This is a genomic window from Spiroplasma endosymbiont of Sarcophaga carnaria, assembly GCF_964019595.1.
GTDB classification, from domain to species: Bacteria; Bacillota_I; Bacilli_A; order Mycoplasmatales; family Mycoplasmataceae; genus Spiroplasma; species Spiroplasma poulsonii.
Genome location: NZ_OZ026456.1, coordinates 413,879 through 437,006 on the forward strand (window position 1 = coordinate 413,879; position 23,128 = coordinate 437,006).

Genomic DNA, 23,128 nt, shown 5'->3' on the forward strand with positions numbered 1-23,128 from the left:
AATAAATTAATAAAAAATAAATAAATAAACTAGTGTGCCTTAGTTTTTGTTAAAATACTTTGAATATAGAGTAATATACTTTTAAAATCCTTTAACCATATGACGGAAAAAGTTTAATATCTTAATAATAATAAATAATCCAAATGGAATTAAAATAATTCACGCATCACCTAAAAAGGTCATTAATTGTGGTAATACAGCATAAATTGCTTCTTTAACTTTCATCATTGCTTGCCCTAAACCACTTCAAATAGAACCCATTCCATCTGAAATAGTAGGTTTATCACCAACTGCTAAAAAATTAATTGCTGTTGTTAAATACATACCTAACATTATTTTTTATCCTCCTTATTTTCAATTTCTTTTTTATCTTTTTTCTTTCCTCGAATTTGGCGAATTTTTTGATAAATTGATAAACCAATTCACGCAAAAATACCTAATATAATAACAACACTAAAAATTGTCGTTAATCAAACTGGCATAACTTATTCCTCCTAAAAATCTAATTTTCGCGGCACGCTTCGCGTGTTAGCTACGCTCAAAATAAACTATATTGAATAAATTACCGCTAATAAATTACGCGGATAATTTATTCATCTTCTTTTTCATTATTAATTACAATATTATTTACCGTATTAATAACATTATCTTTTCCATACTTAGTTACTAAGGACCGTAAAATAAAATATTGCTTTGTTTGCATAATTTCAACTCCTTATTTAAAATATTAATAAAATTTGTTTCTAAAAATGTAAATACCACAAAAGTACAAAATGTGTGTGGTTTCTACAAAATATTTAAAATAATGCCAAAAAGTCAACCAAATCATTGTGAAAATAATGTAATAAAATTAAATCAATTTTGAACAATATGCTCTTGATGGGTTAAGTCAATTAAGAATAAATAACCCACTATTAACCAAATAAAACAAAAGTAATCGTAAATAAAACAATTAATAAAGCTGCCATAAACTGAAGTTTATTTAAACCAAAATTTTTTAAATATTTTAAAAAAACCGAATCTCGTCATTCACAAATGATAAATGAACCTAGAAATAACAAAAACAAAGCAGGAATTAGAGTAAATGATGAAATCATAATATAACGACTTGTTTTTAACATTTGTTGATATCAAAAGAAATAAACAAAAGTAATTAAAATAATTGGGGCAACAACCATATAAATATACGTTCGTGATGTTTTTAAAATCGTTTTAAACATATAACTAATACAACGATTAAACATCTTATAATTTTGACTAATTTTCATCAATGCCTCCTTATGATACCCGAACATTAAAGACAAAACCTGTCGTAGCAATGTTATCATTATAAACGGGTTTAATCATCAACTGAATTATTTGCTGAGTAATTGTTAAATCTTTTAAAAAATAATAATTTTGTGTTGTTTCACCAACTCTATATCATTTATTATCTGCAAAATAATATATTGCATAATAATTAAGATTATTTACATTTTGACTTTTTCAACTAAAACGAAGGTTAAATCATTCATTAGTTAAATTATGTCGTTTAATGGCATATTCAACTCCTGGATTAGTAATATCAACACTATTGGTTTGCTGATTTGTCGCAGTTGCAATGTTAAATTCACCAACATTAAATTTAAAATTCTTGGTTTGTGGTCGAATTTGTAAACCAATTTTTGAAATCCGATTTGTTTTCGTAACATTTCCAATGTGGTTTAAATCAAATGAAATTTTTACTCACCCATCTTTTAATTTTTCCGTTTTGGTTGGGCTAAAAGTTTGCCCCGATGATGCTCCTGTTGTTTGATTAGTTGTTGTAATTCAAAAGTTAACTTCAGCATTACTGTTATTATTTGAACCATCATAATAAATAAAACTAACTTGATGTTGATTACTACTTAAATTAGTTACCATAATATCTCAGTCATAAACTTTGGTTTGATCTCATTTCGCTGGTAAAACTTTTCCTAAACCATCAAAACCACTACCAATCGCAATTGAATTTCCTTTTTTATAAACATTATCGTAATCATACATCCCAGTAATATCATTAATATTTAGAGGCTGTTCCTTTTTTGTTTCATCATAAATTTTCCATTGATAAGTTGGAAGAACATCTGTTAATCGGCGGTTTGTTCAAGGATAATCATTTGCTACAACAGCATTTCCTTGTTCATCACGATCAACAAACTTAATTCCACTCCCCATTGAAAAATTAGTTGATTTATTTAAAATTTGATTTTCATCAAATAATGTTGTTCTTTCTTGTACTAAACTACCAACCCCAAAACTAGTTGAATTATAACCATTATTTGATTCGTAATCATAAATATTTTGTTTAAGAAAATCATTAATTGGTCCCTTATTGTTTACTTTAATGCGTGGATCAGCTGCAAATGCTGATGCGATGAAATCAAACTTGGGATCTAACTTAGTATAATCATTGCATAACCTATTTGCTTGTAAACCCTTATCTTTATCACTAATAAACATATTTGTTCCTGAGTAATGAATCATATTAAATAAATTTAAAACCTGTGTTGCAAATAGAAAGGCTCTTGCTTCATCATAAAAGGCTTGTTTTTTAATTCAATTATAAGCATAGTTTCAAAAAATAGAAGTCCCACTATCCATATATGATGAAAAACTTGTATAAACATTTGGATCAAATGTTGGTCGGCCACTCGTAGCTGATAAAGCATAAGCTAACTGGCGAAAATCATATGTCCCACAATATTTTGCATTTGATCATTCATCAATCATTGTATACAAATCCGATGGATGGTAATTTGGATTTTCTTTTAAAAATGCTCTCGTTTTATCTGGTGTTTCTCCAAAATTTAATTGTACTTGTGTTGGGGTAATAACCCCATTTCGTGGATAACCAGTTGTTGTCATTTTAACCGTTTCTACATCATCATAACCAGTTGCACTTTTTGAAACAGTTGCATCATTTCGATAATATATTATTTGTAATTTTTTAACATCTGGGTCAGTGGCGATCCCAACCTTATAATTAAATTCTTTTAAAATTTGATACATTTCATTATAATCTAAAATGGTTCCATTTGGAAAACTCCCATTTGCTTCATTATTAATAAACCATCCATCAAAACCATTATATTTTGCAATTTTAATTAAGATATCAACAATTTTATATGTTCCATCAGCATTACGCGCTAAAAAATCTTTTAACATTTCTCGAGTTAACCCATGATAATCATCTAAAAAAACATTACCATAAATTGGGGTTCCATTAATATGAACTGCATCAATGACATCAGCAGGCGGTGGGATGATTGGTCCTTCAAATCATGAACCTGATCAATTAATAAATTCATTTACATATTGTCAGTTTAAGTTAGTATTTTCAAAAGGATTTTTTGTACCAACAATTGTATTATCAAAAGTTCGGTGTTTTCGTGACGAAAATCCTAACTGATTATAATTAACATTCTGATTTTGTTGTTTTGAATTAGACGTTGCAACAAAAGTTCGCTGTTGTAATGGGATTTGCCCTTGATTATATTTTGCATCATAATCTGTTGCTGGATCTCAATTTAAAATTGAATTAAGGCGTAAGTACTTTTGGGCAGCTGAAGTAATTCCAAAATCAGCTACATAATTACCATTTGGCATAAAACCTTTGTTTAATGGTACACCAGTTACCGCTTGTTTCCGAATATTTTGATCCCATTGAAATCCGGTACTAAATTTTGAATAATCTAAATACGAATTTAAATATTGAGGATTAACGGTTCCTAAATCAACTTGATCACTTTTATGATTTAAAATATTTTGTGAATTTTGATTATTAAATAAAAGACCATCACCATATTCTGAACTCTCTCAATTAAAATTAGGTAAACTTTTTAAATAACTACTGCCATCAAGATTTCCAATCGTACAAGCAACAGTTAAAGTAACGGGGGTTGTTATTAATGTAAATAACCCCAAATAAGTAAATATTTTTTTCATCCTATTTTCCTTTCATTCCCCAGTTAAAACAATGTTTTGCCAAGTATCCAAATAAACCAGTAAAAACAATCATCCCCAGTAATGGTTGTCAAAGATTAGTAAATGTAATAAAAGAAACCGTATTATAGTCCTGGATAATTTGACTAATTCCTAACGGATCCATAAAATGATAAGATGTAATTAGCATATTAAATCAAATAAAGTATTTGGCTGGGCACAAGTAGCCAATGATAATAAAAAATCAATGATGATTAGTAATTGTCGGCTGAATTATTACATCTGAAAAAATAATAAAAAATAAGGTAACAATGGCTAAGATTGCAAATGACAAATTACGACTTGACAATGCGGTTGCTAAAAAACATACAAAACAGTTAGAAAAAAAGTAAACAAAATAATTCCAAAAAAATATAAAACTCAAATGAATGGCTTAATATTTGACAATAACGCCATTCTAAATCCAAAAATTGGAATTAAAGCATACAAATTATATAACGCAATATTTAATAAGATTGACATTATTGATAATGTTAAATTTAATAAAAAAATAACAAAAATAACATTATATTCTGTTAAATTAATTAGTTTAATTCGTTTTAAAAAGTTCTTTTTTCGTCATTCTAATAAATAAATTCCTAAATAAAAACTACTAGTAAAAACCGAAACGGACAAAAAACTAATTAAAACTGGTGGTAAAACAGCATAATAACTATAAGTATTTCAAAACCATGAACAAATGGCGGACAAAATAACGGAAAAAAGAAAAACAAACATATATGTGTGAGGATTTGTAAAAATAGTTTTAAACAATAAATTATTAGTTTTATTTAATTTTGAAAATAATGGTTTAAGATTAAACTGGATTTTATGATTCATATCCAACAACATCTTCAAAATAATTAACTAACACTTTCCGTAAACTACCATTATTTTTAATAATTTCTGTAATTGGCTGGTCACTATAAATTTCACCATCTTTTAAAAGTAAAACACGATCACAAAGTAATTCAACTTCTTCTGGTGTATGTGAAACAATTAATAAATTAATTTTTTTTTCGTCTTTTCACCTTTTTAAGAAATTAACAAGTTTAATTTGCATTTTTAAATCCAACCCTGTAACTAATTCATCTAAAACAAGAATTTCTGGATCATTTATAATTGATAAAAAACAATTAAAACGTTGACGTTGCCCACCAGACAAAGATGAAATTTCTTTCTTCAACAAATTCTTCAACTCAAAAGCATCAATTAACGTTTGTCCCTCTAAAGTTGTTAAATAACCACGTCCTTTATAAAATTTAATTAAATCAATTGGGGTTGTTCCTGATGGTCAATAGCCATCTTGAAATTGTACTCCAATTGTTTTTTTAATCTTTTCATATTTGTCATTAAAAAACATTACCTTACCAGTTGAAGGTTTTAAAACACCAGAAATAATTTCAACTAAAGTTGTTTTTCCACTCCCATTTGCTCCTAAAAAGCAACTGATTCACTTTCTTTAATCTCTAAATTAATATCTTTTAAAACATAATTTTTACCATAATGTTTGCTAATATTTTCTAAAATAATCATTTTTACTTTTCCCTCCCAAATACAATGTTATAAACTTTATTGATCATATTTGTCATTACATCATCAAGTTTTAACCGTGGTTTTACTTTTGCAGCGGCAACTGGATCAGGACCTTGTGATCACAACGGGTTATTATCCTTATCACGAGGGACTAATGACCCAAATACATAAAAATCAACATCAATTGATTTTTCAATTGTTCGGCCTAAATCTTGAATTCAAATTTTTGCTCATTGAAAATAAAATCCTGCCTGAAAATACTTCATAACTCATAAGTTTAAATGCTCGTTTGGATTAATATTATTATCAGCTGGATCAATAATTTGATTGATTGATATTTCAATAAAATACGAGCGTAAACTTAAGGCCATAAATTTTTGCATATCATAAGAAAAAACAATCTTTTGCTCAATATAATCATTAATTTCAGCAAGGGGAAGACCAATTTCATCATAACCCGGTTTACCGATATTTCCTTCAGCTGTATCACGATATTTATCATATTCATTACGATAAAAACTATAAAAACCTTCCATCATTTTCTCATTTGTTGCAACAATTTTTTGTTGAGTGTCATTATATAAAAATTGTCAAATCTTGAATTGACTCATATCTTTTGCTGGTCAACCGCGACTTGGTTCTACAATTTGTTTTAAATTATCTGATGTTTTAAAACTATTATTTGTAAAAAAATTAATAATACTAGCAAGTGGAATAACTAAAAATGAACTTATTAAAATAGCTCATAAATATTTTTTCATATTTTTTCTCCTTTTGTATAAAGTGCTTCAATAATTCATAAACTGTTCATATTGAACCATTTTTAATTATGACAAAAAAAGCAAGCATATGATTATTACCGCTCTCAATTTTGCTCACTTACATTTTAACCTAAATTTTCATATCACAATATAAATAATTAAATATGTTAATTTTAAAAATATTTTTTACAGAAGACATCAATATTAAGAGAAAATTGAAGATAATAGGAATCCTTACATTAATACCTATTAGTAATAATTTAATTATAAAAAATAAAAGTAGTCTCATCAATATGAGACTACTTTTATTTTAAAAATGATCTTCTGTTGGAATTAGGTTTTGGTCAAGGGCATCACGCATTAAAAATGGTTTATTATGACCAGGTAAAACCTGTCATATTGGTTCCAAGTTTGTAATACGACGTAACTCTGTTACAAAGTAATTATCATTACACATTGCTCCCGTATACCCTGGGCTTGCTTTATCAGCAGGCATTAAACTTGCCCCTGTTGTTACTAAGTTTAAGGCTTTAATTCGTAACATTTGTGTTCCGGCGGTATGACCGGGAATATGAAAGACTTCAATTTGATAACCAATTTCTTCGACAACAGTATCACCAGTTAACGGAACAAGATTTGTTAATGGATAAACAATGCCTGGTCCTAGAATTTCTCCAGTTGTATCATCAACCTTATGTTGTGATAATAATCGTAAATCAATTTTTTGAATATAAATTTTTAAATCTGGACATTGCTGTAATACATCATCAATCCCATCATAGTGGTCAATATTACCATGGGTAATAAACAAGGCTTTTAAGGTCAGATTTTTTTGTTTAATATATTCGATTGCATCTTTTGCCGCATTTGAGGCATCAATCATAATTGCTTCATTTTGATCATTAATGATTAAATAAACATTTTGATTATCATAAGTTGCATCTACAAAATTTTTTATCTTTGCCATTAGTAGTTCTCCTTCTGTCTTACTCTTCGGTTTCTTTAAACTCTTCAATAAAGTAAGAGTTTGATTCAATGTAATTCAACAAATCTTCAATTAAAAATAAAACGTCATTAATGTTATCGTAATCTAAACCTTTGATTTTACTAATATTCATAACATATAACTTTTGTAATAATTTATGCCCATCATCTTGATTTTCAAGACGATATCCAAATCAACGGGCAATTCCTAAGGCAGCACCACCTAATAAATGGCTTAAAAAAGATTTAACATTAGGATTGTCAATATGTTTATCGTAAAAAGTAGTACGGATATAATTAGTTTTAATTATTTCAGAAATAATTGTCAACAATAAATTCGCATAATCAGTAATCGCAATAATGTTTTCACCATAAGTTTGAACTTCATCATCAATTTTAACAAAAACATTCATAACACCCTTATATAATGCTTTAAAAGAAATAACATCTTTTAATTCATTATTATTCGGAATCATATCATGATAACGTTCAAATCCAATTTTTGTTGCTCATACAGCAGCAGAATAAATGCTTTCAAAAACTTCTTGTGTTGGGCGATATCATTTAAAACGTAAAAAAATTTTTGGATCAACAGCCCCTGTTTCCTTTGCTAAAGCTTCTTGTGTTAGTGTCATCGCCTGTTTATAATTTAATTTTGCGTCTTTTTTCGCCAATACTTTTATTACGTATGTTTTCTCCATAAAACTTCCCTTATCCTATTAATTTCTATATTTTGTTGTTATACCATTTTTTCAAGAAAAAGTCCTGTTTCAAAACAAAATAAAAACCCGCTATAGCGGGTTTTTTGCTTTATTTTAAAAAACAAAGCATTAGTTAGTAAATGAAAATTGACGTACACTATAACGCATTTTTCCAGTAAAACTATTAAGATTTTTACGGTAAGAAATGATAACTGATTTAAAATCATCTAGATTAAATTCAGCATTAAATCTTTCTGCTAAATCGTTTCATACTACACATTGCATTTCTTCACCATTATCTAAAACTCAAAATTCACATAAATCTCTTGTTTGGCCGTCTTTACTAGTTACTGTTTTTAAAGTAGGTTGTTTATCTGCTAATAAAAACTTTTCGTCGTTAATAATATCATCAGTTCTTTTGGTAAACTTTTGATTCGGTCTATTATTATACACTTTTACGGTCCTCCTTTCTCTTATTCAAATGAATACTTAAAATCATACCTTATATTTTAATTGAAAAAAAGAAAGATTTATTATATTGTCATATGAACAAAACCATTATATCATTAAAATAACTTTAAAAAAATTATTTTGAAAAAGGTTCATCTTTTTCTACAAAATCATCATTTAATAATTGCTGTGAACGTTGTTTTCTAGCGTTACACTTTGTTCCTAATCATTTTTTTAAATAATAAAGTGGATAACCACCTAACATTATTCCCAACACAATAAAACAATTCCATAATTCTCACATATTCGCCGTTACAGTTGCATAATAATACATTGCTAAAATTGAACCAATAAAAGTAATTGTACATAAACTTAATGCTAAAATAACTAAAATAATAAATACTGGTTTTCGATAAAGGGGTTGATAATTAACATCCTTTTGGCGTAAATATATTAAGGTAATCATTGTAATGAATTTTAAAACACTAACAGCAATAATAAAATAATTTGTGACATTAAACAACGATGTTCATAAAATGTAAATAATTGCTAACACGACTAAAAAGAGGATTGCTAAATATGGCATATTAGTTCGTTTCGTTGTCTTTTGAAAAAAGGCAAAAAAATCGTTTTCTTCACTCATTTTAAAAATTAACCGTGAATGATACACTAAAAATGAATTTAATGATCCCACAAAAATAAAAATTGCTAAAATTGAAAATAAATAGTTTAAAAATGATGGAATCGCAGGATTATTACTAATCGCATAATATCATACATTGTTAAAACCCGTTGGTCCTAATCAATTCTGTGGTTTATTAATTGTTAATAATCCAATTGCTAAAATAATATATAATAAAACAATTGCAATTGTCGCGGTAATCATTGCCCGCGGAATGTTTTTACGAGGATTAATAATTTCCCCACTAACATACGTAATTGCTTCCATCCCCGAATAAGCAAACATTGTCATTGCTGTTGCTGGTAATAATAAAAATGATGAAAGATAAATTTGACTTAAATTTTTATTAATTGTATCATCAGTAAAACTAGCAGTGTTACCATAAACCATTGCAATAACTAAAAGCAAAACAATTGGAAATCCTTTTAGTAAAGCAAAAACAATTTGGGAATAACCACTACTTTTTTTAATAAAAATTTGCATAATAACTAACACTAATAAAATTATAATCCCAAATAATTTACCATATCATTGGTTATCTAACTTTAATAAGGTAATTAAAATATTGCCTAGTGCTAAACAAGCAGTTGCAATAGCTGTTGCACTAACAAATAATACCATAATTCAACCAAACCAAAATGAACAAGCATTTCATTTTGCACGTTTAATTCAGTAATAACTTGTCCCATTTTCAGGATACGAAGTAGCTCCTTCGGATAATAATAACATTTCTGGTAAAACTAATAAACCTCCTAAAATTCAAGCAATAATAATTAAAATGGGATTAAACTGTGCTTGAAAAGCAACTTGGCCAAACGAAACTAAAATCGAAGAACCTAATGTTGCTGAAATTGCTAATGCTAAAATCTGTCAAAACCCATATTTTCTTTGTAATTTCATCCTTATTTCCTTTCTTGTTGTGCTAAAAATGTTTTAATAGCCGCAAGATAAACTTGATGCCCTTTTGAAATCGCTTCAACATGGTTAATGTTTAATAAGGATACTAATTCACTTTGACCGGTTGGTTCAAACTTTGCTTTTTGAGTAAAAAATTCTTTACTCATAAAGTAAGGAACAAAATCATCGTAATTACCATGAATAATTAACATTGGAAAATCTTTTAACCGCTTGGTATTTTTTAATAAATTATATTTTCGTAAATTAAAACCAATTTCTTTGTTAAATTTCTTTGTTAAACCAAAGCTAATTAACCACCAGGGATGCTGATAACGATATTGCATCACATAACGAAATTGAACTAATAAACTACTAAACCCACAATCACTAATTGCTCAATGAACTAATTGATTTTGATAACCTTCATCAATTAAATATTTTGTTAAACAAGCAGCTCCCATACTATTCCCAATTAATCCAATTTCTTCAACAGAATAACTATCTTGAAGTCATTTAATAACATCACTTAAATTTTGGGCATTCAAATAACCAATAGCGGTATAGTCCCCCACACTTAAACCATGTGCAACACTATCAAAAGTTAATACATTGTAGCCTTGTTGATAAAAGTAAAATACTTGTCGTAACCCTAAATATTTATTTTCCGTTCAACCATGCAAACCAATTACTCATTTCTTTGAATTAGAATGTTGTAAATAAAGCGCACTAATTGGTGCTTGATGGCGATTTAAAATCGTCACCATTTGCATTGCTGTTTCTTCTTTTTTACTAAAAACAAAATTAAATTGATCTAATTTTTTTGCAATAACATCTTGGTGATATACTTCAAAACTATTAAAATCAAAAGTTGTTGTTTCAATTGTCATTAACCCTTTTCGTTGATAAGTTTGGGTAAATGTAAAAAAATCTTTAACATATTTTTTTGATCGAAAATAAACTAACGGAAATAATACTATCACACATAAAATGCGTAATCAATTAAAACAAAATTTATGATAACCATCATTTAATGTTTGCTTACTAGGTGTTTTTTCAATTACTTTCATTTTTTCTTTCCCTTTTTAATATTCTTACTCTAACAAAATTTTTACTAAAAAACAATTTAAAATGTTATTTTTTGCTAAAAAAGTTAGCAAAATGAAATTTATTGCTAACTTTAATAACTTTTAACTATTATTGTCCAAAAACTACGGTTTCAATAACTTTTGCAATCCCATCATAGTCATTATCATCAGCCACTAAATCAGCGATTGCTTTTACATCATCGGGCGCATTCCCCATTGCCACGCCAATTCCAGCTCACTGTAACATCGCAACATCATTATGTTCATTCCCGAAAGCCATCACATTCTTTGCTGTTAAGTGATATTTTTGACAAATTTGAGCAATACCAGTCGCTTTATTAATATTACAACTAGTAATTTCTAACGCTGAGCGATCACCACGAATTTCTTGTGAAATTTCAATTTTATCCTTTCATTTTGCAACCAACCGATTAATATCGGAAATATAACTACTAATATAAATTTTATTAACATTAACATTGAAATTATTTGTATATAAACATGCTGTTACTTCATCTTGTTCTTCGCTAAAAGATGATAAATAATGTTTTGTCATTTTATCTTCAAATCCTTTGCAATGTAATAACATTTTATTAAACGAAGAATGATCAGCATCAAACATAATTAATGTGTCTAAATCAAATGCCAAGACATCAACATAAAGTTCTCGTAGTAATTGTTGATCAAAATAATCACAAAATAAAATTTCTTCAGTGGCATTATTTGCAACAACTGAACCATTTAAACTAACAGTAAAATCATTAATATCCGTTAATCCTAAATTTGTTACAATATGTTTTGTTTGATATAATGGTCGTCCGGTCGCAATTACTAACTTAATATCTTTTGTTGCCAGTCCTTTTAAAACTTCTAATGTATGCGGGGACATTTCGCCAGTTGAATTTAAAGCTGTTCCATCTAAATCAACAGCAATTAACTTAATTTCTGTCATTATCATTATTCTCCTATATAAAATAATTTTAATCTATTTTCTAGTACTTGTAAAAGATATTGTTAAAATTAAAATAACTTTCAGATATAAACACTTAATTATATTGAAAGTTTCAAACTATTTATAGTTTCCTTGAGCGGAATTTTTAAATGTAATTTAGTGTTTATATCTGAAAGTTATTTTAATTATAATATATCTTTTATAATTTTACAATTTTTTTTTAAATTTAAAATGTCTGAAAACACTGCTCTAAAACCCTTATTTTATAAGGATCTAATTTTTTAACTCCTTATGTTTATTGGGTTTTTTTGATGTTGAGTTATGTTAGTTAATAAATATGCAGTTTATCCTTCTTTAAAATAAATTTATAATTACTATATAAATTATACTCCTTTTTTCAGCAAAATGAAATATTATTTTGCAAAATAATGTTTTAGTAATTTATAACTTACGATCACATTTAAAAAGGAGTTGTTTAATAAACAACTCCTTTTTCTTTTTCACCATTAAATGAGAAAATTGTAGTATTTATTAATTAAAAACCATAAAGCATCAAAGATAAATCTTTATCTACATAGTAAAAACTATTATTATCTTTTTTTTGCATAATATTAATATTTAAAAATTTTTGGGTAGTATTAATATTTAAGTGATTTACTTTAATATTTGCGGCATTGCTAAAATCAAATTCAACTATTGGCAGATTTTGAGTATCTGAATAATTAGTAAAAATTAACTTATTATTTAAAATTACATAACTTGCTGGATATAATCCAGTTACTGTTCTGTTTTCCAACGGAAATGCATAGTAAAATGACATATTATCAGCCCCATTAATCTTTGTTAAATTTCATTTTCCATTAGTTAATGTGGCATAATAAGTACTAACATCACCTTGAATTTTTAAAATTCCAACATTATCCTTAAGGTTCAAATATTGCTCTATGACAAAATCAGAAATTTTAGTCTTAACTCAACTCATGTTGATGTGTTATTACCAGTGATTGTTCAAGTTACACTTTCTCAATTTTGGCTGATTTCATTTCATTGTGTATAAAATAACTTATTTTTAGCTACTAAATTCATTGTTTTAATTGGCGTAGCGATATCATTTAAATATTTTACAGTAGGATTATTAAAGTCTGAAATAATATGATAATTTATTATTTTTTTTAACAAATATGTTTTTCCCATTCCTGATGAACCAAGAATAAACATATTATGGTTTGTTCTTTTACTTGTAATTTTAAATTGATCTAACAATACAACATTTCCCATATTATTTGTTCCCAAGTACATTCCTTGTTTATCATATAATCCACTATCAATAAATGGAAGTGATGCTGCTAATGTACTTGTTGGCATTTCTCGACCATATTTTTTTATTATGACCTTATTGTTATAGGGTATAAAACCTTTTAAACCATTAAATTGTTTATATCACAATGGATTAAGTTTAATATCCATTTCTTTTAATGCTTTTGTTAATTGTGTTTGTGCTTGTAGTAATGTTTTTTTATTTGTTCCATAATTTAAAAATAAAATATTAACATTTTTTAATAATTCACCACCACCATTAACCTCATCAATTAAATGGTAGTATGTTTCTAATTCATAGTTATTTTCATTTGTATTAACATATGATTTTGTCATTACTTGTCTTGTTTGGGTTGTTTGAATGGCACTGTTGATTGCTTTTTTTGTTTCATCATAATTTAAAGGATTTATATTTCAAATAATAGTTTGCTCATTCGAAAATAAACATGCTCCTAATAAATCATTAATAAATAAAGGGTAATCCTGAATAGTATTAATTGAATAATATAAATCATTTGCTATAAAATAATTTTTTTTAATATTTGGTTATTTAAATTGCAATAATTTTGCTAAATTATCTTTATTTTTATTAAAATCTGTTTTATTTAATGGTTTTTCATACGGATTTCACATCAATTTTAAGATTTTTGTTATTTCGTAATTAGATAAAATATTACAATTAATTTTTCCTTTATATAATTTGTCTTCTAAAAATAATATTTTTTCATTTAAATCTTTTTCACTATTTCCATATACAAAAAGAAAAAAACATTTTTCTGTTTTAATTTCATCATTTATTTTAATTAATTCTTTTTTTAAAAAAACAATATTATTTTTAATTTGTTTTGTAATTTTTACAAATTGATTAAAACTAATTTCTTTGTTTTTATAACGAATTAGCGTTTTATTAATTTGTTTTTGTAAATATTTAATGTTATCATCAAAATTTAATGGTAATTCTAACTTTAAAAAAGTTATTGGAAAATTAGCAAATTTAAAAACATCTTGCAAATCTCGTAATCTTAATATTTGCTCTTCGCTACTTAATAAAGTGATATCGAATCCCTTTATTTTAATTGCTCCAATTAAAGTATTTTTTAAAGTACCCTTTAAAATTCCGTGTGTTGCAATATAATTATCATTAATAACTTTATTATATGGCACTAGTAAAGTTGTTTTATTTTTACTGTATTTCTTACAACTAAATAAGTAATTAATTTTATAATATAAATATTGTCATCATTTTAAATTAGTTTTTTTATTTGTAATAATTAGCGGTAAGCTAATTAAAATCATAATTGATGATAATAATAATTTTATTCATAGTTTTCATTGAAAACCAAAGATAAACATAATTGTTAATCCAACTCAAACAGCAATTATTAAAACATCTGTTATTGTTATATTGCGTCAAAATCGATATTTGGCGTCTTTTAATTTTTTTGGTATTACACTTCTCATATTTTACACCTCTTTCTTTTACATATTAAAACGGCATTTTAAATGCCGTTTTAAAAACTATTTTTAATTAATAAAATATAAAATATATTAATAATAAAATGACTTTCATTGCTAATTTATCCCTTAAAACGCGTCATAAGAGCTATTTTTCAAGATAAATTTTTAAAATAATTCATAATATTTCTTTAATTTTGTCGAAAACTCTTGATATTTATAAAATATACCTAAAATTAGGTATATTTTTAATATATAGAGGTAAATAAATGATGAAAAAAATAATTACAGAATTAATAAATAGCTTAACAGATGATCAATTTTTAGAATTTTATGAAAAAATAAAACAACAAGCAGACTTAATTAAAAAACAAAAACGTTTAAATGAAATTGATCAAAAATTTAGAGATAAAGGCATTATATGTCCTAATTGCAAATCTTTTCATTGTGTTAAAAATGGTCATAATTCCGAAGGAAAACAAAAATATTTATGTAAAAAATGTCGTGCTAGTTTTGATGCATTTCGTCATCATTTTACTTATTGAAGTCATTTAAATTATGAACAGTGAAATTTATTAATTCAAATTTCATTGTTAGGACAATCTAGTAAAATAATTTCTCGTTTTATTAAAACAACCCCAAAAACCGCTTGATATAATCGACAAAAATTAATGCAATCAAAACAATTAGAAAATACACAGTTAAAATTTAAAAAATTAAATGGTCAAATCCAAATGGATGAAACATTTATTAAAGAAATTCATAAAGGCAATTTTAAAGATAAATTTGATAAACGAAAAACTCATCTCGATCCATTTTCAACTGATACCAAATGCTGTATTCAAATGGCAGTTGATAGCAATAATAATATTTTTGTTCAATCCACCAATACCAAAAGATTACAAAAACAATGGATTATTGAAAATATGAATAAGCAACTAATTAAAGAAAAATCAATAATTATTTCTGATATGCAACCACTATATTTATTAGTAGCAAAACAAACAAATTCTACTCTATATTCCACCAAAACTAGTACAAACCCTGATACTAGTTATCAAAAGTTAAATAAGATTAGTAAATTACAATCCAGTCTTAAAGAAGCCTTAATTCATTATCATGGTTTGGGTTTCACTAATATTCAAAATTATTTAAAGCTCTGAAAATGAAAATACCAACACAAAGGTTTAACACCAAACCAACAATCAACGGTATTATATTTTAACGTTTAAAAAATTTAAAGCAAAATCATAATCTTACACAAAATTAGTTTTCAAATTGTCATATTGATGATTTTTTTTATTTCATCAAGAGTTTTCGACAAAATTAAAGTAATATTTTGCTTGCTTATATATATATATATATATATATATATATATATATATATATATATATATAATGTCAATAGGTCTTGATAAAAAGTTTCAAGATTAAAGAAAGGAAATTATACAAAATGAAAAAACTTTTAAGTTTATTAAGTGTATTAACTATTAGTGGAACTGCTGTACCAACAACAATTGCCGTTAGTCCTTATGAAAAAGAAAAAAATATAAATAGTGATATTAATTATTTACAAACAAATAATTTAGAGACTTTAAATAGAAATAAAAGAGAAAATAATATTAATTTAAATGTTCCTAATATAGTTCAAGCTGATCCAGATTGATGTGGTCCAGCAATTGGAGAGTCACTTCTAAGATATTTTAATTATAATGCTAATAATTCAAACACAGGAAGAGGAAGCAGAAATTTTCAAAGTACTTTAGCATATAGCATGAGAACAAACCCGCAAACAAATATTGGAAGTGGAACTTTGGTAGGTATCCCATTGGGAACATCAGTGGAAAGTTGACAATATACTATTAATCAAATAATAACAACTAATAATTTAAATCAAGGGAGACAATATTCAATACAAAATATTGATAGGTATTGTGGCAACACACATATTACAAATACAATCCGAAATAGTTTACAAAATAATATGCCAGTAGCGCTTGCTTATAGAGGTGTTTTGCCTGGTAGTTTTAGTTTACACAGTAATAATACAAGTAATCATTTTATTTTAATTAATGGTATTAGTTATAATAATCAAACAATTAATTATATGGATCCTTGAACAGGACAATTTGGAACTTTTGATATTAATTCATTTTGACTTTTAGTTTCTCGTGATGATAGTAGCGGTAATCATTTGCAAAGTTATTTAATTTATCATGATCCAAATTCCCAATCTGAAAATCAAATACCAAATTCAAATCAAACAGAACCAATGGAAATAGGAAATTGTGGTGGCGTTATTAGACAAGCTATTATTGAAAATAATCTTCATTGTATTCTTGGAACAAGAAGTAAAAGAGATTATTTAAATAATAATTTATCGTGTCCAAGTGCCGCAAACCCTTATTATGAATATTATGGAAATAATAACGAAAAAAATGATTATTTTAGAGTATGAGGTAAATCTGGACATGATGGCATTGAACTAAAAATTTCATTAAAAACTGCTCTTGCTTTTGAAAATTTTTTTCAGCAAAATCAAAGTTTAGAAATTAAAAATTATTTAGAAAATTTAATAAAACATGTTGAACAAAAAAATGATACTTGATCTGGTGGTTGAATTTTAGATACAGATATAGAACTTATGAAAAATTTTATTTATGACGGATATTTAAAATTTCATGATAAACTTTTAGAATTAATTGATGCAGAAAATAGAAAGAAAAAAAATAATTCAATTTTTGTTAGAACATGAAGAACATATAATTGAGCAAATTTAAGTGAAGAATATCAAAATAGCGCCTTTTATATTAGTAAAAATAGCAAGGGTAATAATTATTAGTAAATAAAATATGAAAAATATATTAAGCATTTTAGGAACAATTGCTTTAATAGGAACAAGTACAACAAGTTTAGCTGCCTGTAATATAAAACCACAATACACCGAAGAACAACTAAAAGAACTAAAAGAAGAAAAAAATATAAAAGTAAAAACAAACGACGGTAAAAATGGTATTTTATAATGAATGGAACCACAAGAAAAACCATTTAATACGGTGGATAATAAATATTATTTTGTAGTTTGGCGTAGTGATACAAGTAATAATTGAAGGATTATTAAATTTTTGAATGATACAAATAGTAAAAAAGAATTAGATAGTTATGGTAGATATAAACTTATTTTTAAAGAATATAGTCCTTTTTATGATTTCACATTATTAATTAGGGGTGAGCGAGGTGATGCAGATCATACTTGAAAAGATGATAATGGTACATATTTTAAGTTTCTTTATCGTTGAAATTTAGTAGATAAACCAGCACCCGATTTATATCTTGATCATAACAATAATATAAATGTTAAATAATAAGAAAATATATAAATTAAAAAAGTCATATTTAAAATGACTTTTTATATTTCTAATGTAATTAATGATAATTTTTCATTTTTTCTATTAAATAATTGTAATTTATTAATAATAATTTGTTCTTTTTCTGTAAAAATTGTAATATCATAATTCCCATAACCCCATATTCCAGATATTTTAATTTCATTTAAAGCAAATAGTTTAACATCATAAGTTATTTTAATGCTATCTCCAACTAAATTTTTAGTCATACTTATTCAAACTGCTTTAGAATAAAGTAATCTATATCATTGAGAAAAATAGTTTAAATAGTCTTCTATTTTGTCATTAGAAATAATTAAATTTGTTAAATATTTGCCGTATTCACCATCTGATAACTTAATTTCTTAAGGAATAAGGGATGGTATATTATTTGTTTCTAATTCATTTGTTATTGATAATCAATTAAAATAATTGGCTTCTAATTGATAAATATGGTTTTCTGAAATATCTTTGTTTTTAACAGTTACTTTAATTTCATCATTACTAATGATATTATTTTGTTGTTTTAAATTTCAATCTGTAATTTGTCCTGTTTTTGGTTATATAAAAGGTGTGTTTGGTTCATTTGTTCCATATCAACGATAAAGAAACTTAAAATATGTACCATTATCATCTTTTCAAGTATGATCTGCATCACCTCGCTCACCCCTAATTAATAATGTGAAATCATAAAAAGGACTATATTCTTTAAAAATAAGTTTATATCTACCATAACTATCTAATTCTTTTTTACTATTTGTATCATTCAAAAATTTAATAATCCTTCAATTATTACTTGTATCACTACGCCAAACTACAAAATAATATTTATTATCAATTTCTTTTAATGGTTTGTTTTTTTCATAAATTTCTTTTCAATAATTTATTGGTATTGGTGGAATAGGGTCACCAGTAAAATTAAAATATGATGAATTTAATTTAACTTTACAGTCTTCAAATTCTCAATAACCAGTTTCTAATTCTCTTGGATTAGAAACTAATTCAAAATAATAAGGAGAGAACAATTTAATATCATCATTATAACCTTTATTAATTGCATATTTACTATATGTATAATTTGATAACATATAGATAACTTGTTTAATTCTTTTTACATATGTTTTATGTAATTCACTTGGATTATCTAATTTTCAGTTTTCAAATAATCCATCAATAACATCTTCTGGTTTTTGACCTTCAAATTTTTGGCGTAGTTCAGCTGCTTTATTGGTAGGATTTCCTTTTTCATCGTATTTTGCCCCTTGAAATTTTCTATCATAATTATAACGATATGTTAAAAAATTTAATAATACTTTTTCTAAACCGTTATTTTTTATTAAACTTAAAATATTATCTGGTTGAATATATTTTTTTGCAATACTTCATGGTAAAAAACTTTCGGTAAATCAATATTGAAATACTCTTAAATTAGGGTTTGTTTCAATTGGCATTGATAACAATGGTACTAAACTAGCATTTTCAATATTTGATGATGGATAAGAATAAACACCATTCACATTGCCTCAACACTTAATGTTTCCAAATAGCATAGATTTAGGATATTTAATTTCAATTCCAGTAAATATTGTATCTTTGGGCAGTGATTTTTGTAATACTAAATGAATACTATTTTGATTTTTTCATTTAAAGTCAGTTATTTTAACTAAATGAGTAGATTTAATAACGTTAATTCCATCGGGTGAATAAGGACGTTTGTATTCTTCGATGATATAGCATTCATTTTTATTGTATTCACTAATTGGTTCATTAATAGATACTATTTTTAAATCTAATGTTTCTAAAAATGCTTTGTCTTGTTTTGAAATATCATTGATTAAAATATCTTTTTCATCAATCATTATATAACTTGTGCTATTATCTTGAATTGTAGTATTTTGTTGAATTTGTAATTTAAAATTAAAGTCACTAATTTCATAACCCGTTATTTTAATATATTCATCTTTATCAATAAAACCTATTTTAACACTATTTTGAGAGTAGTTTAAGGTTGGTTTTTGTTTTGTCTTAACAAGATTATTAATTTTATAAATATATAAGGTTCTAGCACGGTCTTCACTAAATAACTGTTCTAAATCGGGGTCACTATATTGTGATTGACTGGCAAAATCTAAGGGGATATTATCAATTGAATAATCAATTGGTTCATCGCTTAATTGTGATAACATCTTTTCTGATGGTTTTAGCATTATTCTTGTCCTCCTTGCTCTTCATTACGATCATTTATAATTATTTCATCATTTTTTAATTGTCTATTTAAAGTAGCATTTACGGGTAATTTAACATCAACAATTAACTCATCAATATTTTTAATATTGAATGTTCTACTGTTTAAAATAGCATTATCATATTTAATTAACTTAATAATAAATTCCGTTAATTTAATTTCTCTAATATATATCATTTGTTCGTATGATGCGTTTGTTTGAATATTTACACCAGCAACTTCCGCTTGTGTTTGTTGTGCTCCCTTAGCTATTGCGGGAACATGATGGCGATTTATTTTATAATAATTAGTTAATAATCAATCATATATTTTGGTTAATTGTTCACCTTTAAAATTACCAGCAATATAGTCTACTGGTTGAAAATTACTATCAGGGTCTCCTTCAACTAATAACAAGTCATTTTCAATAAATGAAGCCAACATTTTACTAATTTCTTGGTCAACTACACCAGTCACACCATTAGTATTAATGGTAAATTTACCACTATTTAATAACGGGTCTAACATTATCTTTTCAGCAATAATATCTAAAATACTAGCAAATTGTTTGCCATAACGAGCAGAAGGTTCAAAATTAGGGTTATTAGGAATAATTTCAATTGGGATAAAATTAAGTGGTAATATTTCTTCTCTTTGTAATGTTGTATAGTTATTTCATTTAGCATCATCAATATATAAGTCCGTAATAGTACTGTATAATCGAGTTTTTAACTTTCTAATAACTTTTACTTGTTTAGTTACATAATCAATTTCTAATTTTTCAGTAATAAAAATACTCTGGTCATTTTTAATATAAGGATCATAATCAAAAGTGCAAGATACTAAATTACCCAATTCATCATACTGGTCATTGTAAAAATCAATAGTAATAAAATTAAGTTTTGAATTATTAGCAAAAATAAAGTATGCACCTTTACCATTCTTATTAATTTTATATTCGTTATATCAATTCTTATTAGTAAAGTCTTGCATTTTTAAAAAGTTATTAATTAATTGAGAGTTTATTTGTTTATTAGTAAGTGGATTATAAATGCTAATTTCTAAATCTCGTGGATTTAAAAAATTAGCATTATCTTCACAAATTCTTTTTTCTAAAATCTCATTATGTTTTTGAACAGTAACATTTTTACGATTAGTAATCGTTGATGCTAAATTAAGATAATAACTATCAATATCATATTCTTTTTTTAATTTCTTTTTTGCTGGCAGCAATCCCATTTATAACAACTCTTTATTTTGTTTTTTCTTTTTTAATAACATCTTCAATGCCATCTTTATTTTGTTCTTTTTTATGTGTTTTGATAAATCTAATTGTTTCAATAATTAAAACAATAACTCCAAAACCATTAAGCATTGCACCAATAATTACATATGCAGGTCAACCAATTCCTAATTTAGTAGGTCCTATAAAACAAATAATAATTCCTGCAATAAAAAACAATGATTAAACTCCAAAGATTTTCAAAAACATAATTATATCTTTAACTTCTACTTTTGGCATAAAACATCTCCTTTCTAATTTATTAATTAATATTTTTTTCTTCAAATAAACAATGTTCCCATTGGTGAATTTTTATCATTTTTATCTTTAACATTAACAATTCCAGCAACAGTAATCTCTAAACTATAACCACCAACAAATGATGCACTAATATTGTTATTAAAATAATCAAATGTTTCGATTACTCCAGAATAAGGTCACTTAAAGGGGGACGCAGAAATTTTGTAAATATAATTTATTTTATTAAAATCTTTAATTTGATAATCTTGACTATTTGATACAAAATCACTAGTATCAACAACTTGTCATATACAAGAATTGTATACTGCTTTTGCAGTTGGTACTTCTTCATCTGTTGACTTATCATTAATATTTTTTGTAATTGGTACTTGAATATTATTTTGTACTTCTCTGACTATTTTTGTAAATCTTGGTATATCTTCTGGTTTTGGGTCATTATGAAAACTTAAATCACCATATATGTATATATCTTTAGAACTAACATATCTTTGACAAGATATATAATCAATTTCTAGATTAGAATTTTTTGTTAATTTATCTTGTTTTTTATCTAAATTTTCTTTTGTTTCACTTGATAAATTATCAATTTTTTTATCTAATTTGTTATCAGTTTCTATTCTTTCGTTTTTTTCTTTTTCTAATAAAGCATCAACTTCTAATTGGGTATAATATGCTTCTAAATCAATCATTGTTAAATCAATACCTTCTTCTTGAAAAGTACGAAACATTTTCTTTAAAGTTGTTAAATTAGCCAATGATTTTGCATAGGTAGGCAATAGACCTTGTCATGTTGCCATAGGGTCATTTTGTGAAGAATAATTAATATCACCAACACTCATATTTGCCGAAGTAAAAAACTCAATTGGAATACGGTTAAATGTTCAATGTTCAATCGTAATAAACACCATATTAATACAAATTTTCTTTAATAATGGGTCTTTAAATGTTTCAAACTTTAATTTTGAAAATGGATAATTCAAATAGGAATTAATCATATTTTGGGCTCTTAAAGCAAATGTTTTAAATCATAATTCTACATCACCTTTAAAAAACTTATTATAACGAACTGGAACTTGTGTAATTTTACCTGTCATTGGATTAAAATTATTATAATTTTCCAAAGTAACATTTTGTCATAATTCATTTAACATTT

Annotated in this window: 26 protein-coding genes; 4 read left to right on the forward strand and 22 right to left on the reverse strand. The window is 25.7% G+C overall.

The genetic code is table 4. The features are described from left to right. Nucleotides 1-81: 81 nt before the first annotated feature. From AACK91_RS02560 to AACK91_RS02640, 17 genes are all read right to left on the reverse strand, one after another. The gene (locus AACK91_RS02560; RefSeq protein ID WP_338963863.1) at nt 82-333 is read right to left on the reverse strand and encodes a hypothetical protein; all 252 of its coding nucleotides are present in this window, start codon (nt 331-333) and stop codon (nt 82-84) included. Further along, entirely contained in the window at nt 333-482 is a 150-nt protein-coding gene (locus tag AACK91_RS02565) for a hypothetical protein (protein ID WP_004027793.1), read from the reverse strand. Before AACK91_RS02565 ends, AACK91_RS02560 begins: the two co-directional genes overlap by 1 nt. A gap of 432 nt (nt 483-914) precedes the next feature. Continuing rightward, entirely contained in the window at nt 915-1,271 is a 357-nt protein-coding gene (locus AACK91_RS02570; RefSeq protein ID WP_338963865.1) for a hypothetical protein, read from the reverse strand. Nucleotides 1,272-1,278: 7 nt separating this feature from the next. Continuing rightward, nucleotides 1,279-3,966, reverse strand: a complete 2,688-nt coding sequence (locus AACK91_RS02575; protein WP_338963867.1) for an endo-beta-N-acetylglucosaminidase — start codon at nt 3,964-3,966, stop codon at nt 1,279-1,281. A 1-nt stretch (nt 3,967) separates the two neighbouring features. After that, nucleotides 3,968-4,312 (reverse strand): hypothetical protein, encoded by a 345-nt coding sequence (locus AACK91_RS02580; RefSeq protein WP_338963868.1) that lies wholly within the window; start codon nt 4,310-4,312, stop codon nt 3,968-3,970. Nucleotides 4,313-4,320: 8 nt separating this feature from the next. Further along, the gene (locus AACK91_RS02585) at nt 4,321-4,842 is read right to left on the reverse strand and encodes a hypothetical protein (protein ID WP_338963870.1); all 522 of its coding nucleotides are present in this window, start codon (nt 4,840-4,842) and stop codon (nt 4,321-4,323) included. After that, nucleotides 4,832-5,455: an ABC transporter ATP-binding protein gene (locus AACK91_RS02590; protein WP_338966563.1), complete on the reverse strand. Its 624-nt coding sequence runs from the start codon at nt 5,453-5,455 to the stop codon at nt 4,832-4,834. Before AACK91_RS02590 ends, AACK91_RS02585 begins: the two co-directional genes overlap by 11 nt. An 85-nt stretch (nt 5,456-5,540) precedes the next feature. Beyond that, nucleotides 5,541-6,299: a hypothetical protein gene (locus AACK91_RS02595; RefSeq protein WP_338963872.1), complete on the reverse strand. Its 759-nt coding sequence runs from the start codon at nt 6,297-6,299 to the stop codon at nt 5,541-5,543. A 310-nt stretch (nt 6,300-6,609) separates the two neighbouring features. Further along, complete coding sequence (locus AACK91_RS02600) at nt 6,610-7,266, reverse strand: MBL fold metallo-hydrolase (RefSeq protein ID WP_338963874.1); 657 nt, start codon at nt 7,264-7,266, stop codon at nt 6,610-6,612. A gap of 19 nt (nt 7,267-7,285) precedes the next feature. After that, nucleotides 7,286-7,957, reverse strand: a complete 672-nt coding sequence (locus AACK91_RS02605; protein WP_338963877.1) for a hypothetical protein — start codon at nt 7,955-7,957, stop codon at nt 7,286-7,288. 156 nt (nt 7,958-8,113) lie between these two features. Then, the gene (locus AACK91_RS02610; RefSeq protein ID WP_338963879.1) at nt 8,114-8,437 is read right to left on the reverse strand and encodes an OB-fold nucleic acid binding domain-containing protein; all 324 of its coding nucleotides are present in this window, start codon (nt 8,435-8,437) and stop codon (nt 8,114-8,116) included. A 133-nt stretch (nt 8,438-8,570) separates the two neighbouring features. Continuing rightward, nucleotides 8,571-10,016: an amino acid permease gene (locus AACK91_RS02615; RefSeq protein ID WP_338963881.1), complete on the reverse strand. Its 1,446-nt coding sequence runs from the start codon at nt 10,014-10,016 to the stop codon at nt 8,571-8,573. 2 nt (nt 10,017-10,018) lie between these two features. Next, nucleotides 10,019-11,080 carry an alpha/beta hydrolase gene (locus tag AACK91_RS02620; RefSeq protein ID WP_338963883.1) on the reverse strand — a complete coding sequence of 354 codons (1,062 nt, stop codon included), beginning with the start codon at nt 11,078-11,080 and terminating at the stop codon, nt 10,019-10,021. Between the two features lie 127 nt (nt 11,081-11,207). After that, a complete protein-coding gene (locus AACK91_RS02625) occupies nt 11,208-12,050 on the reverse strand; it encodes a Cof-type HAD-IIB family hydrolase (protein ID WP_338963885.1) in 843 nt (280 codons plus the stop codon). Nucleotides 12,051-12,585: 535 nt separating this feature from the next. Further along, the gene (locus AACK91_RS02630) at nt 12,586-12,984 is read right to left on the reverse strand and encodes a hypothetical protein (protein ID WP_338963887.1); all 399 of its coding nucleotides are present in this window, start codon (nt 12,982-12,984) and stop codon (nt 12,586-12,588) included. An 8-nt stretch (nt 12,985-12,992) separates the two neighbouring features. Continuing rightward, on the reverse strand, nt 12,993-13,703 hold the full coding sequence (locus AACK91_RS02635; protein ID WP_338963889.1) for a hypothetical protein: 711 nt from the start codon (nt 13,701-13,703) through the stop codon (nt 12,993-12,995). A 210-nt stretch (nt 13,704-13,913) separates the two neighbouring features. Next, complete coding sequence (locus AACK91_RS02640) at nt 13,914-14,828, reverse strand: hypothetical protein (protein WP_338963891.1); 915 nt, start codon at nt 14,826-14,828, stop codon at nt 13,914-13,916. Between the two features lie 263 nt (nt 14,829-15,091). Here AACK91_RS02640 and AACK91_RS02645 point away from each other — a divergent pair, with 263 nt between their 5' ends. The 4 genes from AACK91_RS02645 (at nt 15,092) to AACK91_RS02660 (ending at nt 18,187) form a co-directional block, all read left to right on the forward strand. Next, nucleotides 15,092-16,054 (forward strand): IS1/IS1595 family N-terminal zinc-binding domain-containing protein, encoded by a 963-nt coding sequence (locus AACK91_RS02645; protein WP_338963247.1) that lies wholly within the window; start codon nt 15,092-15,094, stop codon nt 16,052-16,054. A 221-nt stretch (nt 16,055-16,275) separates the two neighbouring features. Then, nucleotides 16,276-17,664, forward strand: coding sequence for a C39 family peptidase (locus AACK91_RS02650; protein WP_338963893.1), 1,389 nt, complete (start codon nt 16,276-16,278; stop codon nt 17,662-17,664). A gap of 10 nt (nt 17,665-17,674) precedes the next feature. Beyond that, nucleotides 17,675-17,845 carry a lipoprotein gene (locus tag AACK91_RS02655; RefSeq protein WP_338963896.1) on the forward strand — a complete coding sequence of 57 codons (171 nt, stop codon included), beginning with the start codon at nt 17,675-17,677 and terminating at the stop codon, nt 17,843-17,845. Nucleotides 17,846-17,848: 3 nt separating this feature from the next. Next, nucleotides 17,849-18,187, forward strand: a complete 339-nt coding sequence (locus AACK91_RS02660) for a hypothetical protein (protein ID WP_338963898.1) — start codon at nt 17,849-17,851, stop codon at nt 18,185-18,187. A 44-nt stretch (nt 18,188-18,231) separates the two neighbouring features. Here AACK91_RS02660 and AACK91_RS02665 read toward each other — a convergent pair whose 3' ends face one another. The 5 genes from AACK91_RS02665 to AACK91_RS02685 all read right to left on the reverse strand — a co-directional run bounded on the left by AACK91_RS02665 (nt 18,232) and on the right by AACK91_RS02685 (nt 23,126). After that, a complete protein-coding gene (locus AACK91_RS02665; RefSeq protein WP_338963900.1) occupies nt 18,232-18,438 on the reverse strand; it encodes a hypothetical protein in 207 nt (68 codons plus the stop codon). 330 nt (nt 18,439-18,768) lie between these two features. Further along, entirely contained in the window at nt 18,769-20,415 is a 1,647-nt protein-coding gene (locus AACK91_RS02670) for a hypothetical protein (protein ID WP_338963903.1), read from the reverse strand. Next, nucleotides 20,415-21,671 carry a hypothetical protein gene (locus AACK91_RS02675; protein ID WP_338963905.1) on the reverse strand — a complete coding sequence of 419 codons (1,257 nt, stop codon included), beginning with the start codon at nt 21,669-21,671 and terminating at the stop codon, nt 20,415-20,417. The genes AACK91_RS02670 and AACK91_RS02675 overlap by 1 nt, the downstream gene beginning before the upstream one ends. Before the next feature lie 13 nt (nt 21,672-21,684). Continuing rightward, the gene (locus tag AACK91_RS02680) at nt 21,685-21,894 is read right to left on the reverse strand and encodes a hypothetical protein (RefSeq protein ID WP_338963907.1); all 210 of its coding nucleotides are present in this window, start codon (nt 21,892-21,894) and stop codon (nt 21,685-21,687) included. An 86-nt stretch (nt 21,895-21,980) separates the two neighbouring features. Further along, nucleotides 21,981-23,126, reverse strand: coding sequence for a hypothetical protein (locus tag AACK91_RS02685; RefSeq protein ID WP_338963910.1), 1,146 nt, complete (start codon nt 23,124-23,126; stop codon nt 21,981-21,983). Nucleotides 23,127-23,128 lie beyond the last annotated feature (2 nt).